This window comes from Tumebacillus permanentifrigoris (genome assembly GCF_003148565.1).
In the GTDB taxonomy this organism is placed as follows: Bacteria; Bacillota; Bacilli; order Tumebacillales; family Tumebacillaceae; genus Tumebacillus; species Tumebacillus permanentifrigoris.
In genome coordinates, this window is sequence record NZ_QGGL01000020.1 from 50,437 (window position 1) to 75,109 (window position 24,673).

Annotated in this window: 23 protein-coding genes, 1 rRNA gene and 2 riboswitches; of the genes, 19 read left to right on the forward strand and 5 right to left on the reverse strand. The window is 53.7% G+C overall.

Translation table 11 applies throughout. The features are described from left to right. The first annotated feature begins 82 nt into the window (after window positions 1–82). Window positions 83–2,254: a PAS domain S-box protein gene (locus C7459_RS19230; RefSeq protein ID WP_109690908.1), complete on the forward strand. Its 2,172-nt coding sequence runs from the start codon at window positions 83–85 to the stop codon at window positions 2,252–2,254. Here C7459_RS19230 and C7459_RS19235 read toward each other — a convergent pair. Then, entirely contained in the window at window positions 2,208–2,399 is a 192-nt protein-coding gene (locus tag C7459_RS19235) for an aspartyl-phosphate phosphatase Spo0E family protein (RefSeq protein WP_109690909.1), read from the reverse strand. The two genes, C7459_RS19230 and C7459_RS19235, sit on opposite strands and share 47 nt — an antisense overlap. A 174-nt stretch (window positions 2,400–2,573) precedes the next feature. Between C7459_RS19235 and C7459_RS19240 the strand changes: the two genes are divergently transcribed. From C7459_RS19240 to C7459_RS19275, 8 genes are all read left to right on the forward strand, one after another. Beyond that, window positions 2,574–3,083, forward strand: coding sequence for a shikimate kinase (locus C7459_RS19240; RefSeq protein WP_245884638.1), 510 nt, complete (start codon window positions 2,574–2,576; stop codon window positions 3,081–3,083). Between the two features lie 84 nt (window positions 3,084–3,167). Next, window positions 3,168–5,087 carry an asparagine synthase (glutamine-hydrolyzing) gene (asnB, locus tag C7459_RS19245; protein WP_109690910.1) on the forward strand — a complete coding sequence of 640 codons (1,920 nt, stop codon included), beginning with the start codon at window positions 3,168–3,170 and terminating at the stop codon, window positions 5,085–5,087. Window positions 5,088–5,211: 124 nt separating this feature from the next. Further along, window positions 5,212–5,652, forward strand: coding sequence for an ACT domain-containing protein (locus C7459_RS19250; protein ID WP_109690930.1), 441 nt, complete (start codon window positions 5,212–5,214; stop codon window positions 5,650–5,652). A 17-nt stretch (window positions 5,653–5,669) separates the two neighbouring features. Further along, window positions 5,670–6,596: a homoserine kinase gene (thrB, locus tag C7459_RS19255; protein ID WP_109690911.1), complete on the forward strand. Its 927-nt coding sequence runs from the start codon at window positions 5,670–5,672 to the stop codon at window positions 6,594–6,596. 48 nt (window positions 6,597–6,644) lie between these two features. Beyond that, window positions 6,645–7,631 carry an AFG1/ZapE family ATPase gene (gene zapE / locus C7459_RS19260; protein ID WP_109690912.1) on the forward strand — a complete coding sequence of 329 codons (987 nt, stop codon included), beginning with the start codon at window positions 6,645–6,647 and terminating at the stop codon, window positions 7,629–7,631. A 33-nt stretch (window positions 7,632–7,664) separates the two neighbouring features. After that, window positions 7,665–8,174 (forward strand): hypothetical protein, encoded by a 510-nt coding sequence (locus C7459_RS19265; RefSeq protein ID WP_109690913.1) that lies wholly within the window; start codon window positions 7,665–7,667, stop codon window positions 8,172–8,174. Window positions 8,175–8,294: 120 nt separating this feature from the next. Beyond that, the gene (locus C7459_RS19270) at window positions 8,295–9,224 is read left to right on the forward strand and encodes a phosphate/phosphite/phosphonate ABC transporter substrate-binding protein (protein WP_109690914.1); all 930 of its coding nucleotides are present in this window, start codon (window positions 8,295–8,297) and stop codon (window positions 9,222–9,224) included. A gap of 182 nt (window positions 9,225–9,406) precedes the next feature. Then, the gene (locus C7459_RS19275; protein ID WP_146201054.1) at window positions 9,407–10,336 is read left to right on the forward strand and encodes a hypothetical protein; all 930 of its coding nucleotides are present in this window, start codon (window positions 9,407–9,409) and stop codon (window positions 10,334–10,336) included. Window positions 10,337–10,542: 206 nt separating this feature from the next. Here the strand turns inward: C7459_RS19275 and C7459_RS19280 are convergent, their stop codons facing one another. Beyond that, window positions 10,543–11,427 carry a YqhG family protein gene (locus C7459_RS19280; RefSeq protein ID WP_170119566.1) on the reverse strand — a complete coding sequence of 295 codons (885 nt, stop codon included), beginning with the start codon at window positions 11,425–11,427 and terminating at the stop codon, window positions 10,543–10,545. A 15-nt stretch (window positions 11,428–11,442) separates the two neighbouring features. Next, a complete protein-coding gene (locus C7459_RS19285; protein WP_109690931.1) occupies window positions 11,443–13,059 on the reverse strand; it encodes a DEAD/DEAH box helicase in 1,617 nt (538 codons plus the stop codon). A gap of 238 nt (window positions 13,060–13,297) precedes the next feature. Beyond that, window positions 13,298–13,425, forward strand: a riboswitch (glycine riboswitch). Window positions 13,426–13,428: 3 nt separating this feature from the next. Beyond that, window positions 13,429–13,530, forward strand: a riboswitch (glycine riboswitch). An 89-nt stretch (window positions 13,531–13,619) separates the two neighbouring features. On the opposite strand from C7459_RS19285, the gene gcvT reads away from it, so the two are divergent. From gcvT to gcvPB, 3 genes are read left to right on the forward strand one after another with little or no spacing between them, the layout of a single operon-like run. Beyond that, window positions 13,620–14,717, forward strand: coding sequence for a glycine cleavage system aminomethyltransferase GcvT (gene gcvT / locus C7459_RS19290; RefSeq protein WP_109690917.1), 1,098 nt, complete (start codon window positions 13,620–13,622; stop codon window positions 14,715–14,717). Window positions 14,718–14,733: 16 nt separating this feature from the next. Then, entirely contained in the window at window positions 14,734–16,083 is a 1,350-nt protein-coding gene (gene gcvPA / locus C7459_RS19295; protein WP_109690918.1) for an aminomethyl-transferring glycine dehydrogenase subunit GcvPA, read from the forward strand. Next, on the forward strand, window positions 16,083–17,555 hold the full coding sequence (gene gcvPB, locus C7459_RS19300) for an aminomethyl-transferring glycine dehydrogenase subunit GcvPB (protein WP_109690919.1): 1,473 nt from the start codon (window positions 16,083–16,085) through the stop codon (window positions 17,553–17,555). Before gcvPA ends, gcvPB begins: the two co-directional genes overlap by 1 nt. Before the next feature lie 234 nt (window positions 17,556–17,789). On the opposite strand, the gene C7459_RS19305 is transcribed toward gcvPB, so the two are convergent. Then, a complete protein-coding gene (locus C7459_RS19305; RefSeq protein WP_109690920.1) occupies window positions 17,790–18,398 on the reverse strand; it encodes a histidine phosphatase family protein in 609 nt (202 codons plus the stop codon). A gap of 133 nt (window positions 18,399–18,531) precedes the next feature. On the opposite strand from C7459_RS19305, the gene aroQ reads away from it, so the two are divergent. From aroQ to C7459_RS19335, 6 genes are all read left to right on the forward strand, one after another. Then, window positions 18,532–19,002 (forward strand): type II 3-dehydroquinate dehydratase, encoded by a 471-nt coding sequence (aroQ, locus tag C7459_RS19310; RefSeq protein WP_109690921.1) that lies wholly within the window; start codon window positions 18,532–18,534, stop codon window positions 19,000–19,002. A 2-nt stretch (window positions 19,003–19,004) separates the two neighbouring features. Then, complete coding sequence (locus tag C7459_RS19315) at window positions 19,005–20,087, forward strand: M24 family metallopeptidase (protein WP_109690922.1); 1,083 nt, start codon at window positions 19,005–19,007, stop codon at window positions 20,085–20,087. 48 nt (window positions 20,088–20,135) lie between these two features. Next, window positions 20,136–20,696, forward strand: coding sequence for an elongation factor P (efp, locus tag C7459_RS19320; protein WP_109690923.1), 561 nt, complete (start codon window positions 20,136–20,138; stop codon window positions 20,694–20,696). A 125-nt stretch (window positions 20,697–20,821) separates the two neighbouring features. Continuing rightward, the gene (locus C7459_RS19325) at window positions 20,822–21,088 is read left to right on the forward strand and encodes a YqhV family protein (protein WP_109690924.1); all 267 of its coding nucleotides are present in this window, start codon (window positions 20,822–20,824) and stop codon (window positions 21,086–21,088) included. Between the two features lie 63 nt (window positions 21,089–21,151). Continuing rightward, window positions 21,152–21,631, forward strand: coding sequence for a CD1247 N-terminal domain-containing protein (locus tag C7459_RS19330; RefSeq protein WP_109690925.1), 480 nt, complete (start codon window positions 21,152–21,154; stop codon window positions 21,629–21,631). Between the two features lie 167 nt (window positions 21,632–21,798). Next, entirely contained in the window at window positions 21,799–23,868 is a 2,070-nt protein-coding gene (locus C7459_RS19335) for a methyl-accepting chemotaxis protein (RefSeq protein WP_109690926.1), read from the forward strand. A 50-nt stretch (window positions 23,869–23,918) separates the two neighbouring features. Here C7459_RS19335 and C7459_RS23510 read toward each other — a convergent pair whose 3' ends face one another. Then, window positions 23,919–24,065, reverse strand: coding sequence for an LPXTG cell wall anchor domain-containing protein (locus tag C7459_RS23510; RefSeq protein WP_170119562.1), 147 nt, complete (start codon window positions 24,063–24,065; stop codon window positions 23,919–23,921). A gap of 421 nt (window positions 24,066–24,486) precedes the next feature. Here C7459_RS23510 and C7459_RS19340 point away from each other — a divergent pair. Then, window positions 24,487–24,673, forward strand: a 16S ribosomal RNA gene (locus C7459_RS19340); the annotation flags it as partial.

The window sequence follows — 24,673 nt, forward strand, 5'->3', positions numbered from 1 at the left end:
ACTCATAAATATTGGATATTGAAGCTAATACTTTTGAACTGTCAATCTACATTTTAAGAATCGAGAGGGGGACACGTAGGGGATGCGCGAACAATTGAACAAGGATACAGAATTGGATACGCGGATGGTACCGATTCGCTCCCTCACGGTGTATATGATGTTGTGGGGCGTCGGGGTGGTGCTCTTTCATGAAGCGTTTTTCTGGATGACAGGGCGTGACATCCTGCTCACGAAGTTAAGCCTGGGGGCTGACCTCTGCTTCGGACTGATCTCTGGGTTGATCGTATACGGGCTGTTGGGGCGCCAAGCGATCGAGATTAAACGTCTGAAAGTAGCCTTGCAACAGAGCGAGGATAAATTTAGCGAATATATGGAAGAAAAGCGCGACGACATGGTGCTGGAGCGCAGTTTGACCAAGCGGGTGTTCGAAGAGAGCGAGCAACGCTACCGCTCGCTCTTCGAGAACCATCCAGACATGGTGTTTTCCTGTGATCTAGAGGGGAATTTTATCGAGGCCAATCCGATGTGTGTCGCGATCTCCGGTTTTACGCTGAACGATGCGATGCACCAATCGATTTTGCCATTTATCGCTCCCGAAGACGCACAGGAGGTTCACAGTCGTTTTTTACGCACCGTGCAAGGTGAGGCGCAACACTATCGCTGTCGGATCGTACATCGCGAAGGACACTACTTGTATCTCGATGTGACCAATCTACCGATCGTGGTGGACGACCAGATCGTCGGCGTATACGGAATTGCCAAGGATATTAGCGAGGAGGTTCGCGCCCACGAAGAGTTCGTCAAAACCAAGGAACATCTCGAATCCTTTATCTCCAACACGACCGATGCGATCTATCTCATCGACCATGAAGGCATCGTGATTCGGGTAAATGCCGCCTTTGAACGCATCTATGGGTGGTCAGCTGAAGAGATCGTCGGGCAACCGTTCGATTTGCTGATTCCCTCCGAATGCGAAGCGGAGGTGCAGGAACTCCGGCGACGCTTGGCACAGGACAACCACCTCACCGACTATGAGACGGTGCGAGTGCGCAAGGATGGCACGAGAATTGATGTCAGCATCACTGTCTCGATTATTTCCGACGCCAATGGGGAGTTTTCGTTGTTGGCTGGCATCGGGCGGGAGATTACCGAACGCAAGCGCGTCGAGACAGCCTTGCGCGAGATTGAGTCCCTGCATCGTCTGATCACGGAGCATACCACCGACATCATCGCCTTGTATGACAACGATTTTGTCTTGCAGTATGTTTCCCCCTCTGTGAAGGAGATTTTTGGTATTGATGCAGAGGATTATATCGGGCGCTACAACGTGGACCAAGTCCACCCAGAGGACCATCAACTGGTGGTCGAGAGTCTCGCCTTGCTGTACCAGAGCAAGGAGCCGATGCAACGCGAATACCGCCAGCTGCATGTTGATGGCCATTATGTCTGGATTGATATGAAAGGGATGCCGGTATTCGATGCGCTGGGGGATGTGATGGGGATCGTCGTGATCGGGCGCGACATCACGGAACGACGCCGCGCCGAGGAGCTGTTGCGCAAGTCGGACAAGCTCGCGGTCGTCGGGCAACTCGCGGCAGGTGTGGCGCACGAAATCCGCAATCCGCTGACCTCGATCAAGGGATTTGCCCAGCTCTTAAAGGGACGTTTTGCGGAAATTGACCACTACTTTGATATCATGCTGTCTGAACTGGACCGCATCGAGTTTATCATGAACGAGTTTCTCGTGCTCGCCAAACCGCAAGCCGTCACCTATGGCCGTGCCGAACTGCGGGACTTGTTGGGCGACATCACCGCGTTGATCGAGACTCAGGCGATCATCAACAATGTACAGATCTTCACGGAGTTCGCGGATGACCTGCCCCCGATCACCTGCGAAGTGAACCGACTCAAGCAAGTGTTTGTCAACATCCTGAAAAACGCCATCGAAGCGATGCCAGATGGCGGTGACTTGATGATCCTCACCGAGCGAGAGGGGGAGGATGCGGTGCGGGTGCGAGTGCTCGACACGGGATGTGGGATTCACCCGGATCGAATTCCGAAGCTTGGCGAGCCGTTCTATACGACCAAGGAACGCGGGACGGGGCTAGGGCTGATGGTCAGCTCGAAAATCGTCAAGGATCACAAAGGAGATATCCGTTTCCACAGCCGTATGGGTCAAGGAACGAGTGTGGAAGTGGTCTTGCCGATCAGTCACGATAGCCGGAACGTTTTGAGTGTGGGGGACGTTGGCTAAGGATTTGGACGTGCAAAAGGTAGTGATCAAGTTGTTGGCTGATCGCAACGAGTTGTGGGTCATGCAAACTCTCGGCACGTTCGGCAGCGCGGATCATCTCCGCGCGCAACCCTTCAATTTTCCCGGACAGCACTTGATAGCTCATGGTGCGTTTCCCCCACTTCTTGAACGTATAGGTCTACAGAAGATCACACATTGGATTCTATGCAAGACCCGAGCGGGGTTCTACTGATTTCTTTCGACATCTTGTCGAGTCGTTGACGTGTCCGATCAACGAGCGATACGATGAGACCAAAAGACGAGGGCGGGTGCGAATACTGTGGAGAAGCGCATTTTTCTGATCGGTTTCATGGGGACGGGCAAAACCACGGTCGGAAAGCGATTGGCCGAGGAGCTGAACTGGGCGCTCTACGATACGGATCACGAGATCGTGAAGCGAGTGGGACGCCCGATCCCCGAGATTTTTGCTACGGACGGGGAGGCGTATTTTCGTCAGTTGGAAACCGCCGTGCTGACCGAATTGTCCGCAGTGCCGCAAGCGGTGATCACGACGGGTGGCGGTGCGGTGCTGGCCGCTGAGAACCGTGAATGGATGAGCAAAAGCGGCTTCGTCGTCGGACTTCAAGCAGAGGTTGCGGAGATCGTCCGGCGGGTTGCCGATGACCCGAACCGTCCGCTGTTGCAAGCGGACGACCTGAGCGAACGGATCGTCCAATTGATGGAAACGCGTGCCGGGCTCTATGATTTTGCGGAACTTACCCTCCCTACCACAGGGCGCGAGATTGAGGAGATTGTCATGGAAATCATCAGGAAACTGTCTGCCTCCTAACATTGACGGGCACAATGACTGGGGGTACACTACAAAGTAGTTTGGCACACCTTGGGCGTAACGAAAGAGAGGTTTTACATAGATATGTGCGGCATCGTAGGTTTGTTTAACAAGACGGGTCAACCGGTCGATCAATCGGTGTTGGAGCGGATGAGCGACCAGATCGTCCACCGTGGACCGGACGACATGGGTGTTCATTTGCAGGACAACATAGGTCTTGGATTCCGCCGGCTCTCGATCATCGACTTAGAAGGCGGTCACCAGCCGCTTTCCAATGAGGACGGCACCGTCTGGATTTCCTTCAACGGGGAGATCTACAATTACCAAGAGATCCGCCGCTGGTTGCTGGAGCGCGGTCATCAGTTCAAAACTGATTCTGACACGGAAGTTATCGTCCATCTCTATGAAGAAAAGGGCGTCGATTGTGTCAAAGAGTTGCGCGGAATGTTCAGTTTCGCGATTTATGACTCCAAAAACCGGCATGTGATGGTCGCTCGTGACCACTTCGGGATCAAACCTTGCTACTACACAGAAACGGACGATGCGATCCTCTGGGGTTCTGAGATCAAGTCTTTGCTGGAACACCCGGGTGTGCGTCGTGAAGTGAACCCGGAATCGTTCTGGAACTACTTGACCTTCCAGTACGCACCAGACCCGCTGACGATGTTCAAAGGCATCCACAAACTGCCTGCCGCGCACTACATGGTGATCAAGGACGGCAAGATTCGGGCGATGGAGCGCTATTGGGACCTCAAGTTCGAGGAAGAACAACGCCCACTGTCTTACTACGTCGAGGGAACCCGCGAGATTGTGCGCAATTCCGTTCAGGCGCACATGAACTCCGATGTTCCACGCGGGGCGTTCCTGTCCTCTGGCGTTGACTCTTCGACGATTGTCGCACTGCTCAAGGAAATGGAGCAAGTCAAAACCTTCACCGTCGGGTTCGAAGGGGCAGGCGGTCAGTCTGAACTGGCGTATGCTCGCGAGACGGCGAAAATCCTCGGCACCGAACACCGTGATGTGACGATCACAGCGCAGCAGTATCTCGAAGCGCTGCCGAAGCTGATGTTCCACCAGGATGAACCGATTGCAGATCCGTCGGCGATCGGCCTGTACTTCGTTTCGGAACTTGCGAGTCAGTTCATCACGGTCGTGTTGTCGGGCGAAGGGGCCGACGAAGTGTTTGGCGGCTACACGATCTATCGTGAACCGTTGTCATTGAAAATGTTTGACTACCTGCCGCTGTCGGTGCGTCGTTCGCTTGGCAGCATGGCCTCTATGCTTCCAGAAGGCTTGAAGGGGCGCTCGTTTATGATGCGCGGCTCGAAGACTTTGCAGGAGCGTTTCGTCGGCAACGCGTTTATTTTTGGCGAACAGATGAAGGAAGAATTTGTGCGCCTCAACCCGGAGACGATGAACCTGCGCCGTTACCTCGACATCACGCAACCGCACTATGACCGTGCGTCGAACTATGATCCGGTCACGCAGATGCAGTACATCGACTTCCACACGTGGTTGCCAGGTGACATCTTGATGAAGGCGGACAAGATGACGATGGCGAACTCGCTGGAGTTGCGCGTTCCGTTCTTGGACAAGGAAGTTTTTGAGTTTGCCTCCAAGATCCCGATGGAGTACCGCTTGATGAATGGCACCACCAAATACGTGCTGCGCGAAGCGGTCAAGGACATCCTGCCGCGCGAGGTGGCGGAACGCCCGAAACTGGGCTTCCCGATCCCGACCCGTCAGTGGTTGCGCAACGAGCACTACAACTGGGCGCGCGAGTTGATCGATTCGTCCAATGTCGACCATCTGATCAACAAAAAGTTCGTCCTGAACCTGCTCGAAGAACACAAAAACGGCGTGCGTGACAACGCCCGCAAAGTTTGGACCGTGCTGATGTTCTTGCTCTGGCATCAGATCTACGTGGAGCGTTCCGTGCAGATCAAGCCGGAAGTCACCCCGAACATTCAGAAGCGTCGCGCACATTACGCACAAACCGTATAAGCAAAAGACCCTCCGAAAAAACTTCGGAGGGTCTTTACTTTGGGGGTATACTGTCCGCCACAGATGGAGTATATTCGAGATACATGAATTCGTTACAATTTCGAAAGGGGTGGTTCCGATGAATATGAAACGACGTAAATTTTTCCTCGTCGCGGAAGAGATCATGCCCGAAGCGATGGTCAAGACCGTTCAGGTCAAGGACATGCTGGCACGCGGCGAAGCAAACACCGTACACGAAGCGGTCAACGAAGTCGGGCTGTCCCGTTCCGCTTTTTATAAATATCGCGACTTGGTCTTTCTATATGAAGAAGAGGGACAGGGTCGTCTGATCACGTTGTCCCTGATTCTCGAACACCGCCAAGGCATTCTGTCCTCGGTGCTGAACTCCATCGCCCAGACGGGTGGCAACATCATCACGATCAACCAAGGCATTCCGATGAGTCAAGCGGCACACCTGACGATGACGGTGGACGTCAAGAACTTGGTCGGCTCGCTCGATGAGTTGACCGACAGCCTCCAGAAGATGCACGGTGTCCGCAAAGCGGAGATCGTCGGCTACAGCTAAGAAAGGGGTCGCGCCGCATGAGCGTGAGAATTCGGGTGCCGGCGACGACGGCGAACTTGGGACCGGGCTTTGACGTGTTCGGAATGTCACTTTCCTTGTATAACATCTTGGAGTTTGAGGAACGGCCCAACCGTTCCGTTCGCATCGAAGTGTCAGGCGAAGGCGTGGAGGATGTGCCCCGCGTGCCCGTTTACAACCTGGCTCATCGCGGATTCGCCCGCTACTTTTCCGCACGAGGACGACCTGCTCCCGGCGTACGCTTGCACCTCTACAACGAGATCCCGGTCACGCGCGGACTCGGTTCCAGTGCGACGGCGATCGTCAGCGGACTCTGTGCAGCCTGTTTGATCGACGGGCGTCCGTTCGACCGTCAGGAATTGCTGCGGCTCGCCGTCGAGATCGAAGGCCACCCCGACAATGTGGCCCCCGCGATCTATGGAGGCTTTGTCGCCAGTGGACTTTTCGAAAATAACCCCACGGCGCGGTTGCACACCTTGCGCTTCACGCCACCACCAGGGCTGTCCTGTGTGGTGGCGGTGCCAGGCTACATGCTCTCGACCGGCTTGGCGCGACGTGTCCTGCCTGAGCAAGTTTCCTACCGGGATGCGGTGCAAAACGTGCGCAACGCGAGCCTGCTCACCGCCGCGATGGCAAGCGGTGACCTCGCGATGATTCAGCAGGTGTTCACCGATGCGATGCAGGACCATCTACACCAACCGTACCGTTTCCCGCTGATCAAGGGGGGAGAGGCGGCAGCGCAAGCGGCCAAGGACGCAGGCGCTTTTGCCGTCGCGATCTCAGGATCAGGACCTTCGTTGTTGGCGTTGACCACCCGGGATGAATTGCAGATTGGCGACGCGATGCGCCGATCATTTGCGATGCAGGGCGTCGCCACGCGGATTCTTCAACTCAAGCCGGAGACGAGCGGTGTGCATCTTTTATAACTCCGTGCTAGTATGTAAACATCAGACATACGGAGAGGAGGAGGACGTTTGGATCACATCGGATCGACGCTGCAATTTGCTCGACAGTTTCAAAGCCGCAACCAGTACACCCCGGAGTTCTTCCGCGACCAAGTTCCGCAGTTGCGGTCGATGGAGGTGAGCGAAGGGGCGATCCAACGCGGTGCCATCCTCCTGCTCGATCAGATCAAGCAAGAAAGAGTCTGCGGGGCCTGCAAAGGTTATGAGCAATGTGGCAAGGAAGGCGACGCGCAAGGCTTGTATGACTATCTCGAAGTCTACAACGACCAGCTGACGATTCGCACCACGCACTGCCCGCAGTACCACAACTTCGTGGAACGCCGCCAGATCGACAGCTTGAACGAATACGCGCAGAAAAGCGCTGCCGATAAACGATTCCGATTCGACAATTTCCCGTCCGAACAAGCTCGGAAATTCCCAGAACTCTACGCAGCCGCGCTCGAGTTCGCGGACTGCTACAACCCGGGTCGCCAAGAACTGCAACGCGGGATCGACCTCGGCGGGCGAGGTCAGACGGCAGCCGATCCGTTCAAGGGCCTCTACATTTTTGGCCCGCCGGGCGTGGGCAAGACGCACATCATGCTGGCGATCTGCAACCGCCTCGACGAGCGCAAGATTCCGAACATCTTCGTGCATGCGGACAACATTTTTGACAAGTTGCGCACCTCGATTGGTGCGGGCAAGGACATGGAGACGATCATTGAGAAGTACTGTACCGTTCCGGTTCTCGCGATCGACGAGTTTGCCCAGGAGCGGGCCAACGAATTCACGCTGGACAAGATGTTCCGTATCATCAACTACCGCTTCTCCAACAACTTGCCTACACTTTTCACCTCCAACTACGAGCCACCGGTCGTCTACCAGACGTTCCGCGAGCAGACGCGCACCGTAGATGCGCTGATTTCCCGGATCATTCAGATGACCCGGATCGGCCGCCTCGCCGGACGCGATTACCGCCTGACACAAATGGACATTCTCGATGCATCTGGTCGCTGATTGCGGGGATACTACCTGCAAGAGGTGAGGACGATGAAGAGGAGCCTACGCTTTGTCGCCGCAAGTCTCACTGCGGCGACTTTTTTATGTTCTGCGACGTTCGCACAAGCCCGACCGTCCCCACCTACAGAGACGCAGCGGCAACTTGCTGACCAACAGCACCAACTCGACAAGTTGGACTCTGACATCCACAAGATCATGGTCGCCCTGAAAAATTCGACCCGGGAGATGCGCCACCGCGCCGAGACGATGAGCGATGTCGACCGCAAAGTTGCACAGAAAAACCTGATCAAGTTCCACGACGACCTCAAAAAAGCGCAGGTGCTGCACGTCGAGATCGAAGACTTGCGCAAACTCTATCAGGCCGCTCAAGTCAAAAAAGACTACCGCAAGATGCGCTCGGTGCTCGAACTGCTCGTCGAGAAGAAAACGGAGATGCTCGCAAGCTTGCAAAGCGCCCATGGAGAGTTAGAAGTGGAGATGCAACGAGTACGAAAAATCAAGCCGAAGCCGCCTTCGTCAGACACCGCTCGACATTTGTAGCTAATAATCGACACATCATTACAAATACTACAAAAAAAGAATATATACTTGGACTAAGATTGTGCTATACTAAATCTCGGAATAAGTCACAAAATCTTCATCTCATCGGGGGAAAAATCAATGTTGAAGAAATCTTTAGTAGTGGGTCTCACCTTTGCACTGGCTGCTACCGCATTCGTAGGTTGCGGTTCCAAAGATGACAAAAAAGATACTACGGGCGATGCTGCAACCAAACCGGCTGCAGAAGCTGCTCCGACGAAACTCGTAGTCGGCTTCATCCCGTCCCAAAACGCTGAATCTCTGTCGGCAAAAGCAAAGCCGATGGGCGAACTGCTCTCCAAAGAGCTGGGAATTCCGGTTGAAGTTTCTGTCACCACGAACTTTAACGCTCTCGTAGAAGGTATGGCTGCGAAGAAGATCGACGTTGGCTTCCTCAACCCGGTTAACTATGTATTCGCACATGACAAGAAAAAAGCGGCTGACCTCTTGCTGCAAACCTCTCGTCAAGGTTCCGCTTCTTACAAGTCTGTCTTCGTCAAGAAGAAAGGCGACGCTACGATCAAGGAAGTCAAAGACATCAAAGGCAAGAAAGTTGCTTTCGTTGACGGCGCTTCCGCAGCTGGTTACCTGTACCCGGTTGTTATGATCAAAAACGCACAATTGAACCCGGATACCGACATCACCGGCACCATGGCTGGTGGCCATGACAAAGCCCTGATGGCGCTGTACCGTGGCGACGTAGATGTTGCAACCGTCTTCGATTCCGCGATCGACCAAACCATCGCGAAAACGACTCCGGATGCAAAAGAAAAGCTTGAAATCTTCGCAACTTCCGAGCCGATCCCGAACGATACCGTTTCGATCCGCCCGGGCTTCGATGATGCGTTCAAAAAGAAAGTTTCCGATGCATTCCAAAAGATCATGTCCACCCCGGAAGGCAAGAAAATCGGTATGGATATCTACAACTTCGATGGCCTGCAACCGGCTGACGACAAAAACTTCGATCCGGTTCGTAAAATGATCGAAGCTACCGGCGCAGCACCGAAATAAGCGATAGTAGCACGATAGCAGGACAAAAAGCGACGCTCCTTTGAGAGAGTCGCTTTTTTTGTCGGAAAAAACTTCCCGGTCACTGACAGGTTCTAACAAACATTGCGCGGCAAATCGGATACGATGGAAGCAACCCGTTGGACCAAGTTGCGGAAAACATCGAGAGGATGTGTTGTCAGCGCATGCAAAAAATCATCTGGAGCGCCTGTTTCGTCACTGCAATTCTGCTCGGTAGCTCAACACAAGCCTCCACCTCGCAGACTGCAAGCCCCCGACTCGCACCCTCAACCCTGCCAGCACAACAGTTGACAGGCGTGATGGATGATCGAACAGAACAGGTTCATCCAGTTGATCCCAAACTGGAGGCTCGTCCCGTGCTCAGCCTGATCGCAAGCGTGCCTGGCTTTGCAGATTGGCAAGCGGCCGAGGTGAAGCCTGTGCGGAATCTGCATGATCGAGAAGCGCGGACGAACGCAGTGCTCTGGGAGGTACAAGCTGGTTCGCAGATGATCGGCTATCTCGTGACCTCTCCAGATGGACAACACCTCTACGAATTCAGCACGCGCCCAGTACCGGAATTGCCCCCGCATCTGCAAGCGCAGGCTGCCGCAAACGGATATCTCTACGGAGGGCCGGCCTTGCAACTCGCCTACGTGAACGGGGAGCAAGGTGCCGAGTTAGTCAATCTATTGACAGGCGAGATGCTACCGGACGGTGAACTGCTCGACCGCGTGCCTGACACCGTGCCTGTTGCGCAAAAAACGGCAGGATCTCCACGCGTGCTTCCGCTTCCGACCACCGCTCATGCGCAAGACGACGCGTTCTATGCGACAGGTCTCTACGGAAAAGCTCAACTGGGCGACGCCGACACGGGCGTCCAACCTTTGCAAGAATTCGCCAAGCAAGCAGACTACCGACAACCGACGATGATCGTATATGACGCGATACCGGACAAACTCTACATCACACTATCCCTCTCAAAAGCCATCCATTTGGGGGCGGACACCACGTTTCTCGCTGTGCACGACCCCTTCGCATTGAACGCAGAACAAAGCCAACCGATCTACATCGACAGTCGCTTTCCCGTCACAGCCGTACCTGTACGCCTATAAAAAAGGACCAATAAGGAGTAGTCGCCCCGTCACAGCCCTACCTACACCTATAAAAGGACCCACATTGCGCACGTCTTAGTCGCTTTCCCGTCACAGCCCTACTTATTCACACGAAAAAAGGACTCCCAAAGGAGTCCTTTTTTCATATAAGAAGCTATCAGATCATGCTTCGAACATGATCGCATGAAAGGCAATTCCGGTCGCTCTCATTGCACGAAGCGTTCTCTCGAAACATTCGCCCCGCGCAACACCGTTTCACTCAGATAGAGCAACGCGAACTGAAACGGCTCGATCTTCACCCGCGGAGCACAGCGCCACTCTAACTCTTCGAGCCGGAGTCGGAGTTCTGCTTGGAAGAGGGTGGCCTTGGCCGCTTTTTCCTCATCGGGGAGTTGTGTGTCCGCATTGACGAGACCAAGCGATTGGTAGTAGGTCTCCAATTGCTCACGTTCTCTGGAGAGGTTGTCCTGCGCATCGATCGCCCAGGTGTGGTTCATCGCTTGAATTTCCGAGTGCACCTGATCGCGGATCTTGGTAAACCCTTGCTGCATCGACAACTTCGCGGTCTCGACCTGCACCAACTGCGAGGGTTGCGGTGTGAACGTCAGGCCTTCCACGCGCTCATAAAAATCATGATACACCTCACCTGTCAACAGATGTACACCGTAGGACACGATCTCATCTCGACAGCGATCGGCGATGAGGGAGAGTTTGCAGGTGATCATCAGCACAGGAACCAGCGTCGTCCCCGTCAACATCGCGCCTTGTTGGTAGCCACAGGTGCAACTCCCGCGCTTTTTCGTGGAATCGATCATCTTGCTCAAAAAGAGACTGCCAAACGTCAGATACTCTGGGCGTTCCATGTCTTCGCGTTGCAGATCTTGCTGGAAGATCAAATGCTTGACCGTATTCGGAATGTCCTTGTAAATCGTCTCGACCATCATCCAATGCCACGGACGGTCGATCAATTCCTTGTCGACATCGCGCGGCAACTCAACTTGGAGATACGCGGGTTCATCCTGCAACAGCGGGGCTTTGACCGCTTGAAAGTACCGCCTGCAAAAATCCTGAATCTCCTCCTGCGATTGCAAAAGCTTCACCTCCGACTAGCGGACGACATCGGACACGCGCACCATCTCTTCGCCGAGTTCGTCCAATTTGGTTTTCATCTCGTCACGGCTTGCGTTGCGCATAAAGAGATCCATCATCTCGTTATCCAGCTTGCGTCCTACCTTCAGATTCCCGAGGATCAAATCCAATTCACCGATGACCATCTCAAACATCTGAATCTTCTCTTCTAATAGAGAGACGATATGCTCCTCAATCGTGCCGCGTGTGGAGAGGTTGTAGATGTGTACATCGCGCTGTTGGCCCAGCCTGTGTACGCGACCAATCCGTTGCTCCAAGCGCATCGGATTCCACGGCAGGTCGAAATTGATCAATTGGTTGCAGAACTGGAGGTTGATCCCTTCACCGCCAGCCTCTGTGGCGACCAGCACTTGGAAGCGATTTTTGAACAGTTCTGTCATCCAGTCTTTTTTGTTCCGCTTAAAGCCGCCACGAAAGATAACAGCCCGAATGCCGTGTTGCTGAAGCATATAGAGAATAAAGTCTTGTGTCGCCCGGTATTCGGTGAAGATGATCACTTTATCATCCATCGTCTGCAACAACTCAATCAACTTGTCGATTTTTTTGTACGCAGGAATTTTTTCTGCCATCGCATGCAACTCTTCGACACGACCGCGAACCTCGGGAGGTGTTTTTTCACTGTCCTTCATGTTTTTCAAGGAGACGAGGGCAGCATAGGGTGAGGAGCAGATCTGACGCTGCAACGTGATCAGTTGCAAGAAATTGCCCTTGCCCTCCTCGCGCAACTTCCGATATTGCTCCTTGATAAACTCCGTGACATGCTCATATAACTCAGTCTCCTCCGGATACATGTCCAAGAGGATCGACTGGACATTGCGTTTGGTGAACGTGATGCCACCCTCCGAGCGCTTGTTGCGAATCATCACATCGGAGAGTGCTTTTTTCAATTCGACGCGGTTTTTGGGGGTGCGTTTGGTTTCCATGAACATCGAGGAATAGTCGTTTTGCGAGCCGAGCTGACCGGGTTTTAGCAACGTGATCAAGTTATAGAGTTCCTTCATATCGTTTTGCACCGGTGTAGCGGTCAGTAGCAACAAATACTTTTTTCGCAAGCTGTTGACCATCTCATAGTTCTTGGACTTTTTGTTTTTCAACTTGTGTGCTTCGTCGACGATGACGATGTCGTATTCTTGCTTGAGCACGATCTCGCGGTGGGGGTCTCGTTTGACCGTGTCGATCGAGGAAACCACGATCTCATAATCGGTCCAGCTGTAAGAATTTTTTTGTTTCTGTGCGGAGATCTTGAACTTGTCGTTGAGTTCGCGCACCCACTGGATGACGAGCGAGGAGGGGACGAGGATCAAAACTTTTTGGACGAGGCCGCGAATCAGATATTCCTTCAAAATCAGACCGGCCTCAATCGTTTTGCCAAGTCCGACCTCGTCAGCGAGAATGGCGCGGCCGTGGAGTTCATTGAGAACTTTTTTCGCCGTCTCGAGCTGGTGCGGGTAAGGTGTGACTTCAGGGAGTTGTTGCAAGCAGATCAGTTGGTCGAAGTTTGGAACCACGCGTGTCCGCTCGGCTTCGTAGGCGAGGCGAAACAGATCCCATGTCGCCCATTCGTTCGTCTCCATGCGCACTTGGAACTGCTCGAACAGTGCATCGGTCCATTCAATCCTTGGCTGAAAGCCTGTTTTCTCCAAAACGGACCCACCTCCAGATACAAGTCTTTGTATCGTTAGTATGACCTATCGATGCCAATTTTTTACGAGTAGGATTGTAGAAGCTCCATCAGGTAAAATTTTTCAAAATAAAGGGCACCATACCAAGAGAACTTATGGTAAAATGGGGTCAGGAACAGAATAAAGCGAATGATCGTTGACGGGAGAGTTCATAACGTTCGGGTTTTATACCCCAGAACGTGTGACGCCGAAGGAGCAAGTACGTGTCCACCCAGGACATATTGCGAATCTCTCAGGCTGAAGGACCGTCGCGGGACGCATCTCTGGAGAGAGTCGCCAACCGGTTGTAAGGTTGAGTGACCACCCACGGGGTAACTTTGCGCTCATATGCGCGGAGGGAACTCTCAGGTTAAGAGGACAGAGGAGACGGGGGCCTTAACAGGCGTACCTGTCTCCTTTTTTTGTTGCTCATTTACTTCTTGGTTGCTCATTACATCTTAGGAGGAATAGGTGTGGATCATCTGAAAAAGACACCGCTGTTCGAAGTCTATCCGAACTATGGCGGGAAGATCATCGACTTCGGTGGTTGGGCGTTGCCGGTGCAATATGCGGGCATACTCGACGAGCACGAAGCGGTGCGCGCGCGTGCAGGCCTGTTTGACGTCTCGCACATGGGCGAGATCGAAGTAAAAGGCCCGGATGCGCTGACGAACATCCAGAACTTGATCACCAACGATGCAAGCAAACTAGCAAACGGTCAAGCCCTGTACTCTCCGATGTGCTATGAAAACGGCGGTTGCGTCGATGACCTGCTGGTCTACAAAAAAGCGGATGGCGACTACTTGCTCGTCGTGAACGCGGCCAACATCGAAAAAGACTTCGAATGGATCAAGAGCCACCAGACGGGTGATGTCACGATCACCAACGTCTCGAGCGACGTCGCGCAATTGGCGTTGCAAGGCCCACTTGCCCAAGAAGTGCTGCAAAAGATGACCAACACCGACCTCACTGGGATCAAATATTACTGGTTTGCCGAAAACGTCGACGTTGCAGGAGTTTCCTGCCTCGTCTCCCGTACTGGGTATACTGGCGAAGACGGCTTTGAGCTCTACTGTGACGCCAAAAACGTCGCACAGCTCTGGGATGCGATCCTTGCAACAGGCAAGGAGGACGGCGTGTTGCCGATCGGATTGGGCGCACGAGATACCTTGCGTTTTGAAGCGCGACTGCCGCTGTACGGCCAAGAAATCTCGGCAGACATCACGCCGCTGGAAGCGGGCCTCGGCTTTTTCGTGAAGCTGGACAAAGGAACCTTCATCGGGCGCGAGGCGCTGGCGGTACAAAAGGAAGCAGGCGTGGCGCGGAAGTTGGTTGGTTTTGAAATGACCGAGCGCGGCATCCCGCGTTCGCACTACGAAATTCAAGTTGACGGCCAAAAAATCGGCGAGTGCACCACGGGCACGATGGGGCCGACGGTCAAGAAAAACATCGGCCTCGGGCTGATCGAAGTGCAATATGCGCAGATCGGCCAAGAGATCGACGTGATCATCCGCAACAAGCCGGTCAAAGCTGTGATCGTTAAAACCCCGTTCTACAAGCGTCAGAAGTAGCAGAGGAGGCACAACCTTGAACAAGTTCAGCTATCTACCGAATACAGAAGCCGATCGCAAAGCCATGCTCGACACCCTCGGCATTGACTCCGTGGAGGCCCTGTTCTCCGACATCCCGGAGAAAGCGCGTTTCCAGGGCGAGCTCAACCTGCCGAAACGACTGTCCGAAATGGAACTCAACCGCTACTTCAACCGATTGGCGGGCAAAAACGACAACCTCGAAGACAACCTCAACTTCCTCGGAGCAGGTGCCTACCAGCACTACATCCCGTCCGTGGTCGACGCGATTATCTCGCGTTCGGAATTTTTCACGGCGTATACGCCGTACCAACCGGAGATTTCGCAAGGTGTGCTCCAAGCGATTTTTGAATACCAGACCGTCGTCTGTGAACTGACGGGCATGGAAGTTGCGAACGCCTCGCTGTACGATGGTCCGACAGCATTTGGCGAAGCGGCCTACATGTCCTGTGCGGCAACGCGCCGCAACAAAGTCTTGGTCGCGCGCTCCGTCAACCCAGAGTACCGTGAAGTCCTAAAGACCTATGCCTACGGACAAAACATCGAAGTCGTGGAAGTTGGCATCGAAAACGGCCTGATCGACCTGAACGACTTGGCGTCCAAACTGGACGATACCGTCGCGGGCCTGTTCGTGCAATATCCGAACTTCTTCGGCAGCATCGAAGACCTGCGCAACCTAGCAGACCTTGCGCATGCGCAAAAAGCGCTGTTCGTCGTCTCCGTCAACCCGATTGCGTTGGGCCTGCTCGAAACGCCGGGTGCCTGTGGCGCGGATATCGTGGTCGGAGAAGGCCAAGTATTGGGCAACCCGATCTCCTATGGCGGACCTTACCTCGGCATGTTGGCAACGACCAAGGAACAGATGCGTCGCATCCCGGGCCGCGTGGTGGGTCAAACCACCGACATCGACGGCCGCCGTGCGTTCGTGTTGACGCTGCAAGCGCGTGAGCAACACATACGCCGTGAAAAAGCGACCTCGAATATCTGTTCGAACCAAGCGCTGAATGCGTTGGCCGCGACCGTGTACGTATCCTACATGGGTAAACAAGGCATGCAAGCCGTCGCCAAGCAGAACCTGCAAAAAGCGCACTATGCGCAAAAGCGCCTGGCTGCGCTGCCGCAAGTCAAAGTGTTGTTCACGGCACCGTTCTTCAATGAATTTGCGATTCAACTCGACGCAGACCTCACCTACGTGAACCGTCAGCTATTGGAAGCTGGCATCATTGGTGGCTACGACCTCGGCACGACCTACCCAGAATACGAAAACTGCATGTTGCTCGCAGTCACCGAATTGCGTACCAAGGAAGACATTGACCTGCTTGTGGAACGACTGGAGGCGATTCTCTAATGCGTCAGGAACAAAACAAAGCGCTCATCTTCGAACTCAGCGTACCCGGCCGTGTCTCCTACAGCCTCCCGGACCTCGACATCGAAGAAATCCCGACCGAAGACCTGATTCCGGCGAACTACATTCGCCAAACGCCGGCGAACTTGCCGGAGATGGCCGAACTGGACCTCGTGCGACACTTCACCGAGTTGTCCAAGCGCAACCACGGAGTTGACGACGGGTTCTACCCGCTCGGTTCATGCACCATGAAATACAACCCCAAGCGCAACGAAAAAATGGCGCGGATTCCGGGCTTTGCCCAAATCCACCCGCTGCAACCAGAATCCTCCGTCCAAGGTGCGCTTGAACTGATGTACAACCTCCAACAGGAGCTTGCCGAAATCACCGGCATGGACGAAGTATCGTTGCAACCGGCAGCGGGAGCACATGGCGAGTGGACAGGACTCATGATGATCCGCGCCTACCACGAAGCGCGCAACGAAAAGCGCACGACCGTCATCGTCCCGGATACCGCGCACGGAACCAACCCGGCGTCAGCAACAGTAGCGGGCTACCGTACCGTGACCGTAAAATCCAACGAACAAGGCGGAGTCGATCTGGACGCGTTGCGTCAAGCTGTCAACGAAGACACCGCTGCGTTGATGTTGACCAACCCGTCGACACTGGGTCTCTTCGAGCACCAGATCATCGAAATTGCAGAGATCGTCCACGAAGCGGGCGGATTGCTGTACTACGATGGGGCGAATGCCAATGCGATCCTTGGCTATGCGCGACCGGGCGACATGGGCTTTGACGTCGTTCACTTGAACCTGCACAAGACCTTCACCACGCCGCATGGCGGTGGTGGGCCGGGTTCCGGCCCAGTTGGTGTCAAAAAAGAACTGATCCCGTACCTGCCGAAGCCGCGAGTTGAATACAACGAGCAGACCGAAGCATACTTCCTGAACTGGAAGCGCCCGGAATCAATCGGCAAAGTCAAAGGATTCTGGGGCAACTTCGGCATCAATGTGCGAGCATACTCGTACATTCGGACGATGGGACCAGACGGACTCAAGCGCGTAACCGAAGATGCCGTACTGAATGCGAACTATATGATGAAGCGACTCTCTGCGCACTATGACGTCGCCTACGACCAGATCTGCAAGCACGAGTTCGTACTGAGCGGACGACGTTTCAAAAAAGAGTATGGCGTCAAGACCCTCGACATCGCGAAGCGTCTGTTGGACTTCGGCGTACACCCGCCGACCATCTACTTCCCGTTGAACGTAGAGGAATCGATCATGATCGAGCCGACGGAGACGGAGAACAAGCAAACGCTGGACGACTTCTGCGACATCATGATCAAAATCGCCCAAGAAGCCGAAGAAAACGCGGACCTCATCAAAAACGCCCCTTACAACACCAAAGTCAATCGACTCGACGAGACAACGGCTGCACGCAGCCCGATCCTCAAATACAGCTACGAAGGCTAACAAAAATCGAAAAACAATAAACGAAAAAGAGAGCGCCACAAGGCACTCTCTTTTTTTTTCAATCAATCACACAAGCAGGCAGAAGGGGGGAGGGCAGATGCGGAGCAGCGACTTTGATTTGCCCTTCCTTTCCATTGAAATGTTTTACTTATATCGAAAGGACAGGGCAATTCACAGGAGTCGCGGAGCATCTGCCCGACCCCCGGCATCCCGAGCACCACAGTAGGTATACAACTACTCCTCCAACAAGTGAGTCGTACAGCCCACCATCTCAACACTCCAAGCACCATCCTCCTGAAAAACCACGCGAGAAACAGAAGTATTGCCTAACTTATTAACCCCCGACCCATACACACCATCAGAAATCGAATGTAGAAACGCGTTAATCGTCCCACCATGAGAAACGATCAAGACATTACCCCCTGCATGCTTTGCGACAATCTCAAGGATCGCAGACTTCGCGCGTTCCGCCAACTCTTCAAAAGTCTCCAACCCAGCGACCGAAAATTCCTTGCCCGGCCCCCAAAAGTCAGGAAACTTCGCAAGAATCTGCTCGCGAGTCCAGCCTTCCAACTCGCCATACGACCGCTCCATCAGATCACGACAGACCTGATGTTCAACCCCGATCGAGCCCGCGACCATCTCCGCCGTCCGATGAGCCCGCGACAGGTGTGACGAATAGACCACATCACAAGGTTCATGCTGCAACCGTTTCGCAACCGCCTCAGCTTGAGCCAAGCCAACCTCGCTCAACGGGATATCCTGCGACCCCTGCAAACGAAGCTCGCGGTTCCAAATCGTCTCACCGTGCCGTACCAATGTTACAAACGTTTTCCCAGTCACAGACCCTCACACTCCTCTAGAATTTCTTTCCTGTATTGTACTCCCGAAACCGTTATAATGGAATGGTGCTCCTGTTTTCAATAACACCGTTTTCTGATACAATGAGACTTGGACTTTTTGGGAGGTTATCCCTATGGCGAAACTACTTGTCTTGCACGGTCCCAACCTGAACCTGCTCGGCACCCGCGAACCGGACATATACGGACGGACGACGCTTGAGCAGATCAACCGCGACCTCACCGCACTCGCTCAGGAGTTCGGCGTGGAGATCGACTGCTACCAGTCTAACCACGAAGGATTCCTCATCGACCGACTCCAAGCTGCGAGGGGCAACACTGACGGCGTGATCTTCAATCCAGGAGGGTATACCCATACCAGTGTAGCCTTGCGCGACTGCATCGCTGCAATCTCCATCCCGACGATCGAAGTTCACCTCTCCAACGTCCACGCGCGCGAAGAATTCCGGCATCGCTCGATGCTTGCGCCAGTCTGCATGGGTCAAATCTCTGGACTTGGAGCGATCGGGTATACCTTGGCCTTCCACGCCTTGTTGGAGGACTTAGCCAAGAGAGGTCTGCTAACCGAAGATACAGGGAGGAAGTAAGCGTGGAACAACGACTGACTCGTTTGCGTGCGGCAATGGACAAGCAAGGACTTGACGCGGTGCTCGTGTTGCGTCCGGAAAACCGTCGCTACCTCAGCGGCTTCACCGGCTCGGCGGGTGTGTTGCTTGTGACCCAGGACGAACCGGTGTTTCTCACCGACTTCCGCTACACCCAACAGGCAGAGGCGCAATGCAAGCACTGCCGCATCGTAGAATACCCGAACGGTGCAAACCCGAACAGCACCCTGTTCGAGCTGTTGCAAGCGAATGCCGCGAAGCGCCTTGGATTCGAAAGCGACTTTGTGACCTACGCGCAGCACCAGACCTTCCAGCAAGCCTTCACAGACGTTGAGCTGGTTCCAGCGGCTGGCTTGGTGGAGGAGCTCCGTCTCTACAAGGATGAAAGCGAACTGGCCGTACTCCGCCAAGCTGCGAAAATTGCGGACGATGCATTTGCGCACATCCTGACCGTACTCAAACCGGGCCTGACCGAGCGTGAGGTGGCGCTGGAGTTGGAAACCTTCATGCGCAAAGCCGGCGCAGACTCTTCCGCATTTGACATCATCGTAGCTTCTGGTCATCGTTCTGCGTTGCCGCATGGACGTGCGAGCGACAAAGTGATCGAGAAGGGCGATTTTGTAAAAATGGATTTTGGCGCATACTATCAAGGGTATAATTCCGACCTGACCCGCACCGTCGTGTTGGGCCAACCGTCGGACAAGCAACGCGAGATCTACGACACCGTACTTCAGGCACAACTCCACGCCGTCGCCCACATCAAGGCTGGCATGACCGGTCGAGAAGCGGATGCACTGGCGCGGGACATCATCGCAGCCAAGGGGTATGGTGACAACTTCGGTCATTCGCTTGGCCACGGGCTAGGCATGCTCGTCCACGAAGCGCCGTCGCTGTCACAACTGCGCGGCGATCACGTGTTGGAACCGGGCATGGTCGTAACGGTCGAGCCGGGCATCTACCTGCCAGAGTTCGGCGGTGTGCGAATCGAGGATGATATCGTCATCACCGACAAGGGCAACGAAGTGCTGACCAAATCCACCAAACAACTGTTGATCCTCGAGCAATAATCCTTTTTTGAACCTACTTTTTGAACCATATAGGAGGCATTTTTCAAAATGAGTATCTCTTCCAATGATCTTCGTCCGGGCGTAACAATCGAGTGGGATGGCGGCCTCTGGCGCGTCCTTGAATTCCTGCACGTGAAACCGGGCAAAGGCGCAGCATTCGTCCGCGCGAAGCTGAAAAACATCCGTACCGGCGCAGTCCGTGAGACCACGTTCCGCGCAGGCGAGAAAATGGAACGCGCACGCGTAGAAACCCGCAAGATGCAATACCTCTACACCGATGGCGAATACTACACCTTCATGGACAACGAGTCCTTCGAGCAGCTTCAAGTTCCGGCTTCGATGCTCGAAGACGAAGTGAAATACCTGCTCGAAAACATGGAATGCCAAGTCATGATCTACGAAGAGCAAGCGATCGGCGTTGAACTGCCGAACACCGTTGTGCTGACCGTCGCAGAAACCGAACCGGGCATCAAAGGCGACACCGCACAAGGTGGCTCCAAAAACGCGACGATGGAAACCGGCGCAGTCGTACACGTTCCGCTGTTCATCGAACAAGGTGAAAAGCTGATCATCGACACCCGTTCTGGCAACTACGTTTCCCGCGCATAACATCATACGTATCCAAACCCCGCGGCTACTGCCTGCGGGGTTTTTTGTACGCGTATGGACATTCCTCTTGGTCAGGCCGCATATCTATCTGTAGGACAACCGCGGACAAGGGGGAGAAAAAGCAGATGTGGAAGGACAATATTGTAAATGGGATGGCTGGGCTGAGGTTTCTATCCGGTTTGATTGAAGTCTCGGCTGCGCTGTTGATGATCTACTTCGGGACCGTGCAAAAAGCTGTGATGATCAACGCGGGTCTCGCACTGGTCGGGCCAACTGTGCTGATCTTGGTGACGACACTGGGATTGATCGGGATGGCTGACAAATTGGAATTTTGGCGGATGATCGTCGTGATGGGTGGAGTTGGCCTGATTCTCTGGGGTGTGCGCGGATAAAAATCCTCCTGCTGGGTCACACTGTCATTTGTGTTGATTCGGCCTAGACAGGAGGAATGTACGATGAAAGGTGTAAAAGAGCGCTTGGCATATTTACGAGGTTTAGCCGAAGGGCTGAACGTTGGACAGAACTCGCCGGAAGGGCGCGTGCTCGTGGAGATGATGGGAGTGCTTCAAGAGATGTCGAGATCTCTCGACAAGTTGAAGATGTCCCAATCGCACCTGGAAGAGTACATCGAAGCGGTTGACGATGACCTCACAGATCTCGAAGATGACATCTACAACGAGTATGATGAGGAGATCGACCTCGACGATTTTGACTTGGACGATGACGAGTACGATGAAGACCTCGAATTGGCGTTTGACGACGAGGGCGACACCGCGATCGAATACATGGAGATGAGCTGTCCGAACTGCGGCGAGATGGTATTTGTCGACGAAGATGTGCTCGATAGCGATGAAATTGTTGAAGTCCTGTGCCCTGAGTGCAACGAGACGGTACTCGTCAACGACAATCTCGAAGTTGAGTTGGGCAGCGATTAAAGAGGAAAGTAAGTACATAAAGAGCACCCTGTGCAGACACAGGGTGCTCTTTGATTAGATTTGTTCTGATCTTTAAGAGAAGTAATTTTGCACTGTGTGTAATAATAATAGTATTTTATTACAGCATTTGCTATAATGTAGGTAAGTAACTCGAGGGGGACGAAACGATGAAACTGTTCCGTTTTAAATCTGTCAACTATCGGTTAATCGCAACATTCTTGCCGCTTCTTCTCCTGGTCTTGGCTGGATCAGCTGGGTTCAGCTACCAATACTCCAAGACGATCATCCAAGCTGAAGTCGAGGACAAGCTTCGACAGCAAGTAGCCTCCGCGTCGAACGACCTCGAGATTCGGTTGGAACAGCATGCCAAGATCACGGAAGCGCTGGCCCGCGACGTAGAGTCGGTGGGGATGACCCTGAAAAAGGATCAGTACGTCACACTCGTACGCAATGCGGTCCGTGCAAACGACGACACGTTTGGCATGGGGGTCTGGTTTGACAATTTTGCCTTCCAAAAAGACCTGAAGTATTTCTCGAACTATGCGTTCCGCGACAAAGCCAAAAATGACATCACCTGGACCAACGAGTACGACAGCCCCGACTTTGACTACTCGGGCGAGAAACAAGACTGGTACCAAAAGGGCAAGTCGACGACCAAATCGGTCGAATGGTCTGTCCCGTACCTTGACACTGTTCAGAACGTGACGATGGTCACGGCAACCGCACCTTTCTACGATGCCAACAAAAAGTTCATGGGGAACGTAAGTGGTGACCTTACGCTCACTCAGTTGCAGAAACTCGTACAAGACATCAAAGTTGGTAATACTGGCCGAGCGTTTTTGATTGATAGCGAAGGCACTTATCTCGTAGATAAAGACCCCGAAAAAATTATGAAGAAGAAAATAACAGAAGATACTGCGGATTACGCAGCTTTGGGCACTGAGATGATCAAAGGTACCAACGGCGAAAAATCATTCGCTGACGGAGACGAAACCTTCCATCTCGTGTACCGCACGTTGCCTTCTACTGGATGGAAAGTAGCACTGGTACTGCCGGATGCGGAACTTTACTCTGCGGTCAACGATCTGTTGTACCAATTGATTCCGATCATCGGGATTGCGATCGTGATCGCATCTGTCCTGATCTACTTCTTCAGCCGTTCGATCAAAAACAACCTGCTTCGCGTCAACCGTCTTTCGGAAGCGCTATCATCAGGGGATCTCACGCAAACCTTGCTGGTTCAAAGCGAGGACGAATTTGGTGTGATGGCAATCCACCTGAACCAAACGGTCACCAACCTGCGTGAAATGGTTGGCAAAATGGCCTTTAGCGCCTCTCAAGTCGCCTCGACGGCAGAGGAACTGGCGGCCAGCGCTGAGCAGACGACCACCGCTGCTGAGCAGATCTCCCGCTCGGCCGTGGAAGTGGCATCTGGCACCGAGGAACAAGCTCGTCACGCCACCCACACCACGAACACCGTTTCGGAGATCTCCACAGGCATGGAGTTGATCGCAACTCGAGTTACGGGCATGGCAGATGCAGCTGCACATGCAGCGCACACGGCAACCGACAGCCATGAAGTTGTCCAACGCGCACTCGTTCAGATGGAACAAATTCAAGAGACGATCGGTTCGTCCGCTGAGGCTGTCTCGATGCTTGGCAGCAAGTCGGATGAGATCGGTCAGATCGTTGAGATGATCACCACGATCGCGGCACAAACCAACCTGCTCTCGCTGAACGCAGCGATCGAGGCAGCTCGTGCAGGTGAGCACGGACGCGGATTTGCAGTAGTCGCGGACGAAGTGCGCAAGCTGGCGGAGCAATCCGGACAAGCAGCTGCACAGATCGCCAACTTGGTCAGCCAGATCCAAGTGGAAATCCAAGCGGCGATCTACAAGATGACCCAAGGCACCGAAGTTGTACAAACCGGTATCCAATTGGTACACGACACCGGCGATTCGTTCTTCCGCATCGTGCGCGATGTCGAAGTGGTTTCCCACCAATCGCAAGAGATCGCGGCAGCTGTTGAAGAGATCGCAGCAAGCACGCACTCGATGCAAGATGCGATGCACGAAATCACGGAGCTGTCGAACATTGCAGCAGAGCATACGCAGGATGTCGCGTCCTCCTCGCAGGAACAGACGGCGATGATGGAGGAGTTCACCGCAGCTACCCAATTGCTTGGGAAGATGGCGACCGAACTCCAAGACGAGATCCACAAACTCAAAACCACGTAATAAAAAGATCCCCGCCTCTTCCTCAGAGCGCGGGGATTTTTGCTGTGGCCTTACCTGTAGCTGTAGGTGCGGGGAGTCGTGGGAGTTGCTTCGTTTTTTTTCTTGAAGAAGAAGGTGAAGAGGAGGAGCATCAGGAGGAGGAAGATGATGAGGAAGGCCACGATCCACTTGGTAGCCGTTGCGAGATAGTCGGACACGTTCGTCCCTCCTTGTTGCATACACTCCGTACTAGTACATGCATCGCAAGCGCGTTGTGTGCACCTAATAGACATTAGTCTGATGTGGAGCGGTGAGGTTGTCTTGCGTAGCTTGCTCGTTGTGTGATCGCGTTGGCACGTCGAACATTGGGTGCAATACCGCGGATGGCGGAGCTGATGCGCAATCTGGGTGGACTGATTCGCTCTGTTGTGTCGATTTGTTCGAGGGTGTGGGTGGAAGTTTGGCGCTCGGACATGCTAAGATAGTCCCTGTCACCACGAGCGACACGGTGATGGAAAAGAAGTTGACTTTGTTTGAATGAGATGGTAAAGTAACAAACGTTGCCTGTGAGCAACGCGATTGATCCTTGAAAACTAAACGAGTGATAGATGAGAATCGATTCGAGCCTTGAATCAAACTTTAATTGAGAGTTTGATCCTGGCTCAGGACGAACGCTGGCGGCGTGCCTAATACATGCAAGTCGAGCGGACTGATGTGGAGCTTGCTCCATCGATGTCAGCGGCGGACGGGTGAGTAACACGTGGGTAACCTGCCTGGCAGACTGGGATAACGCTTGGAAACGAGTGCTAATACCGGATGATCTCTT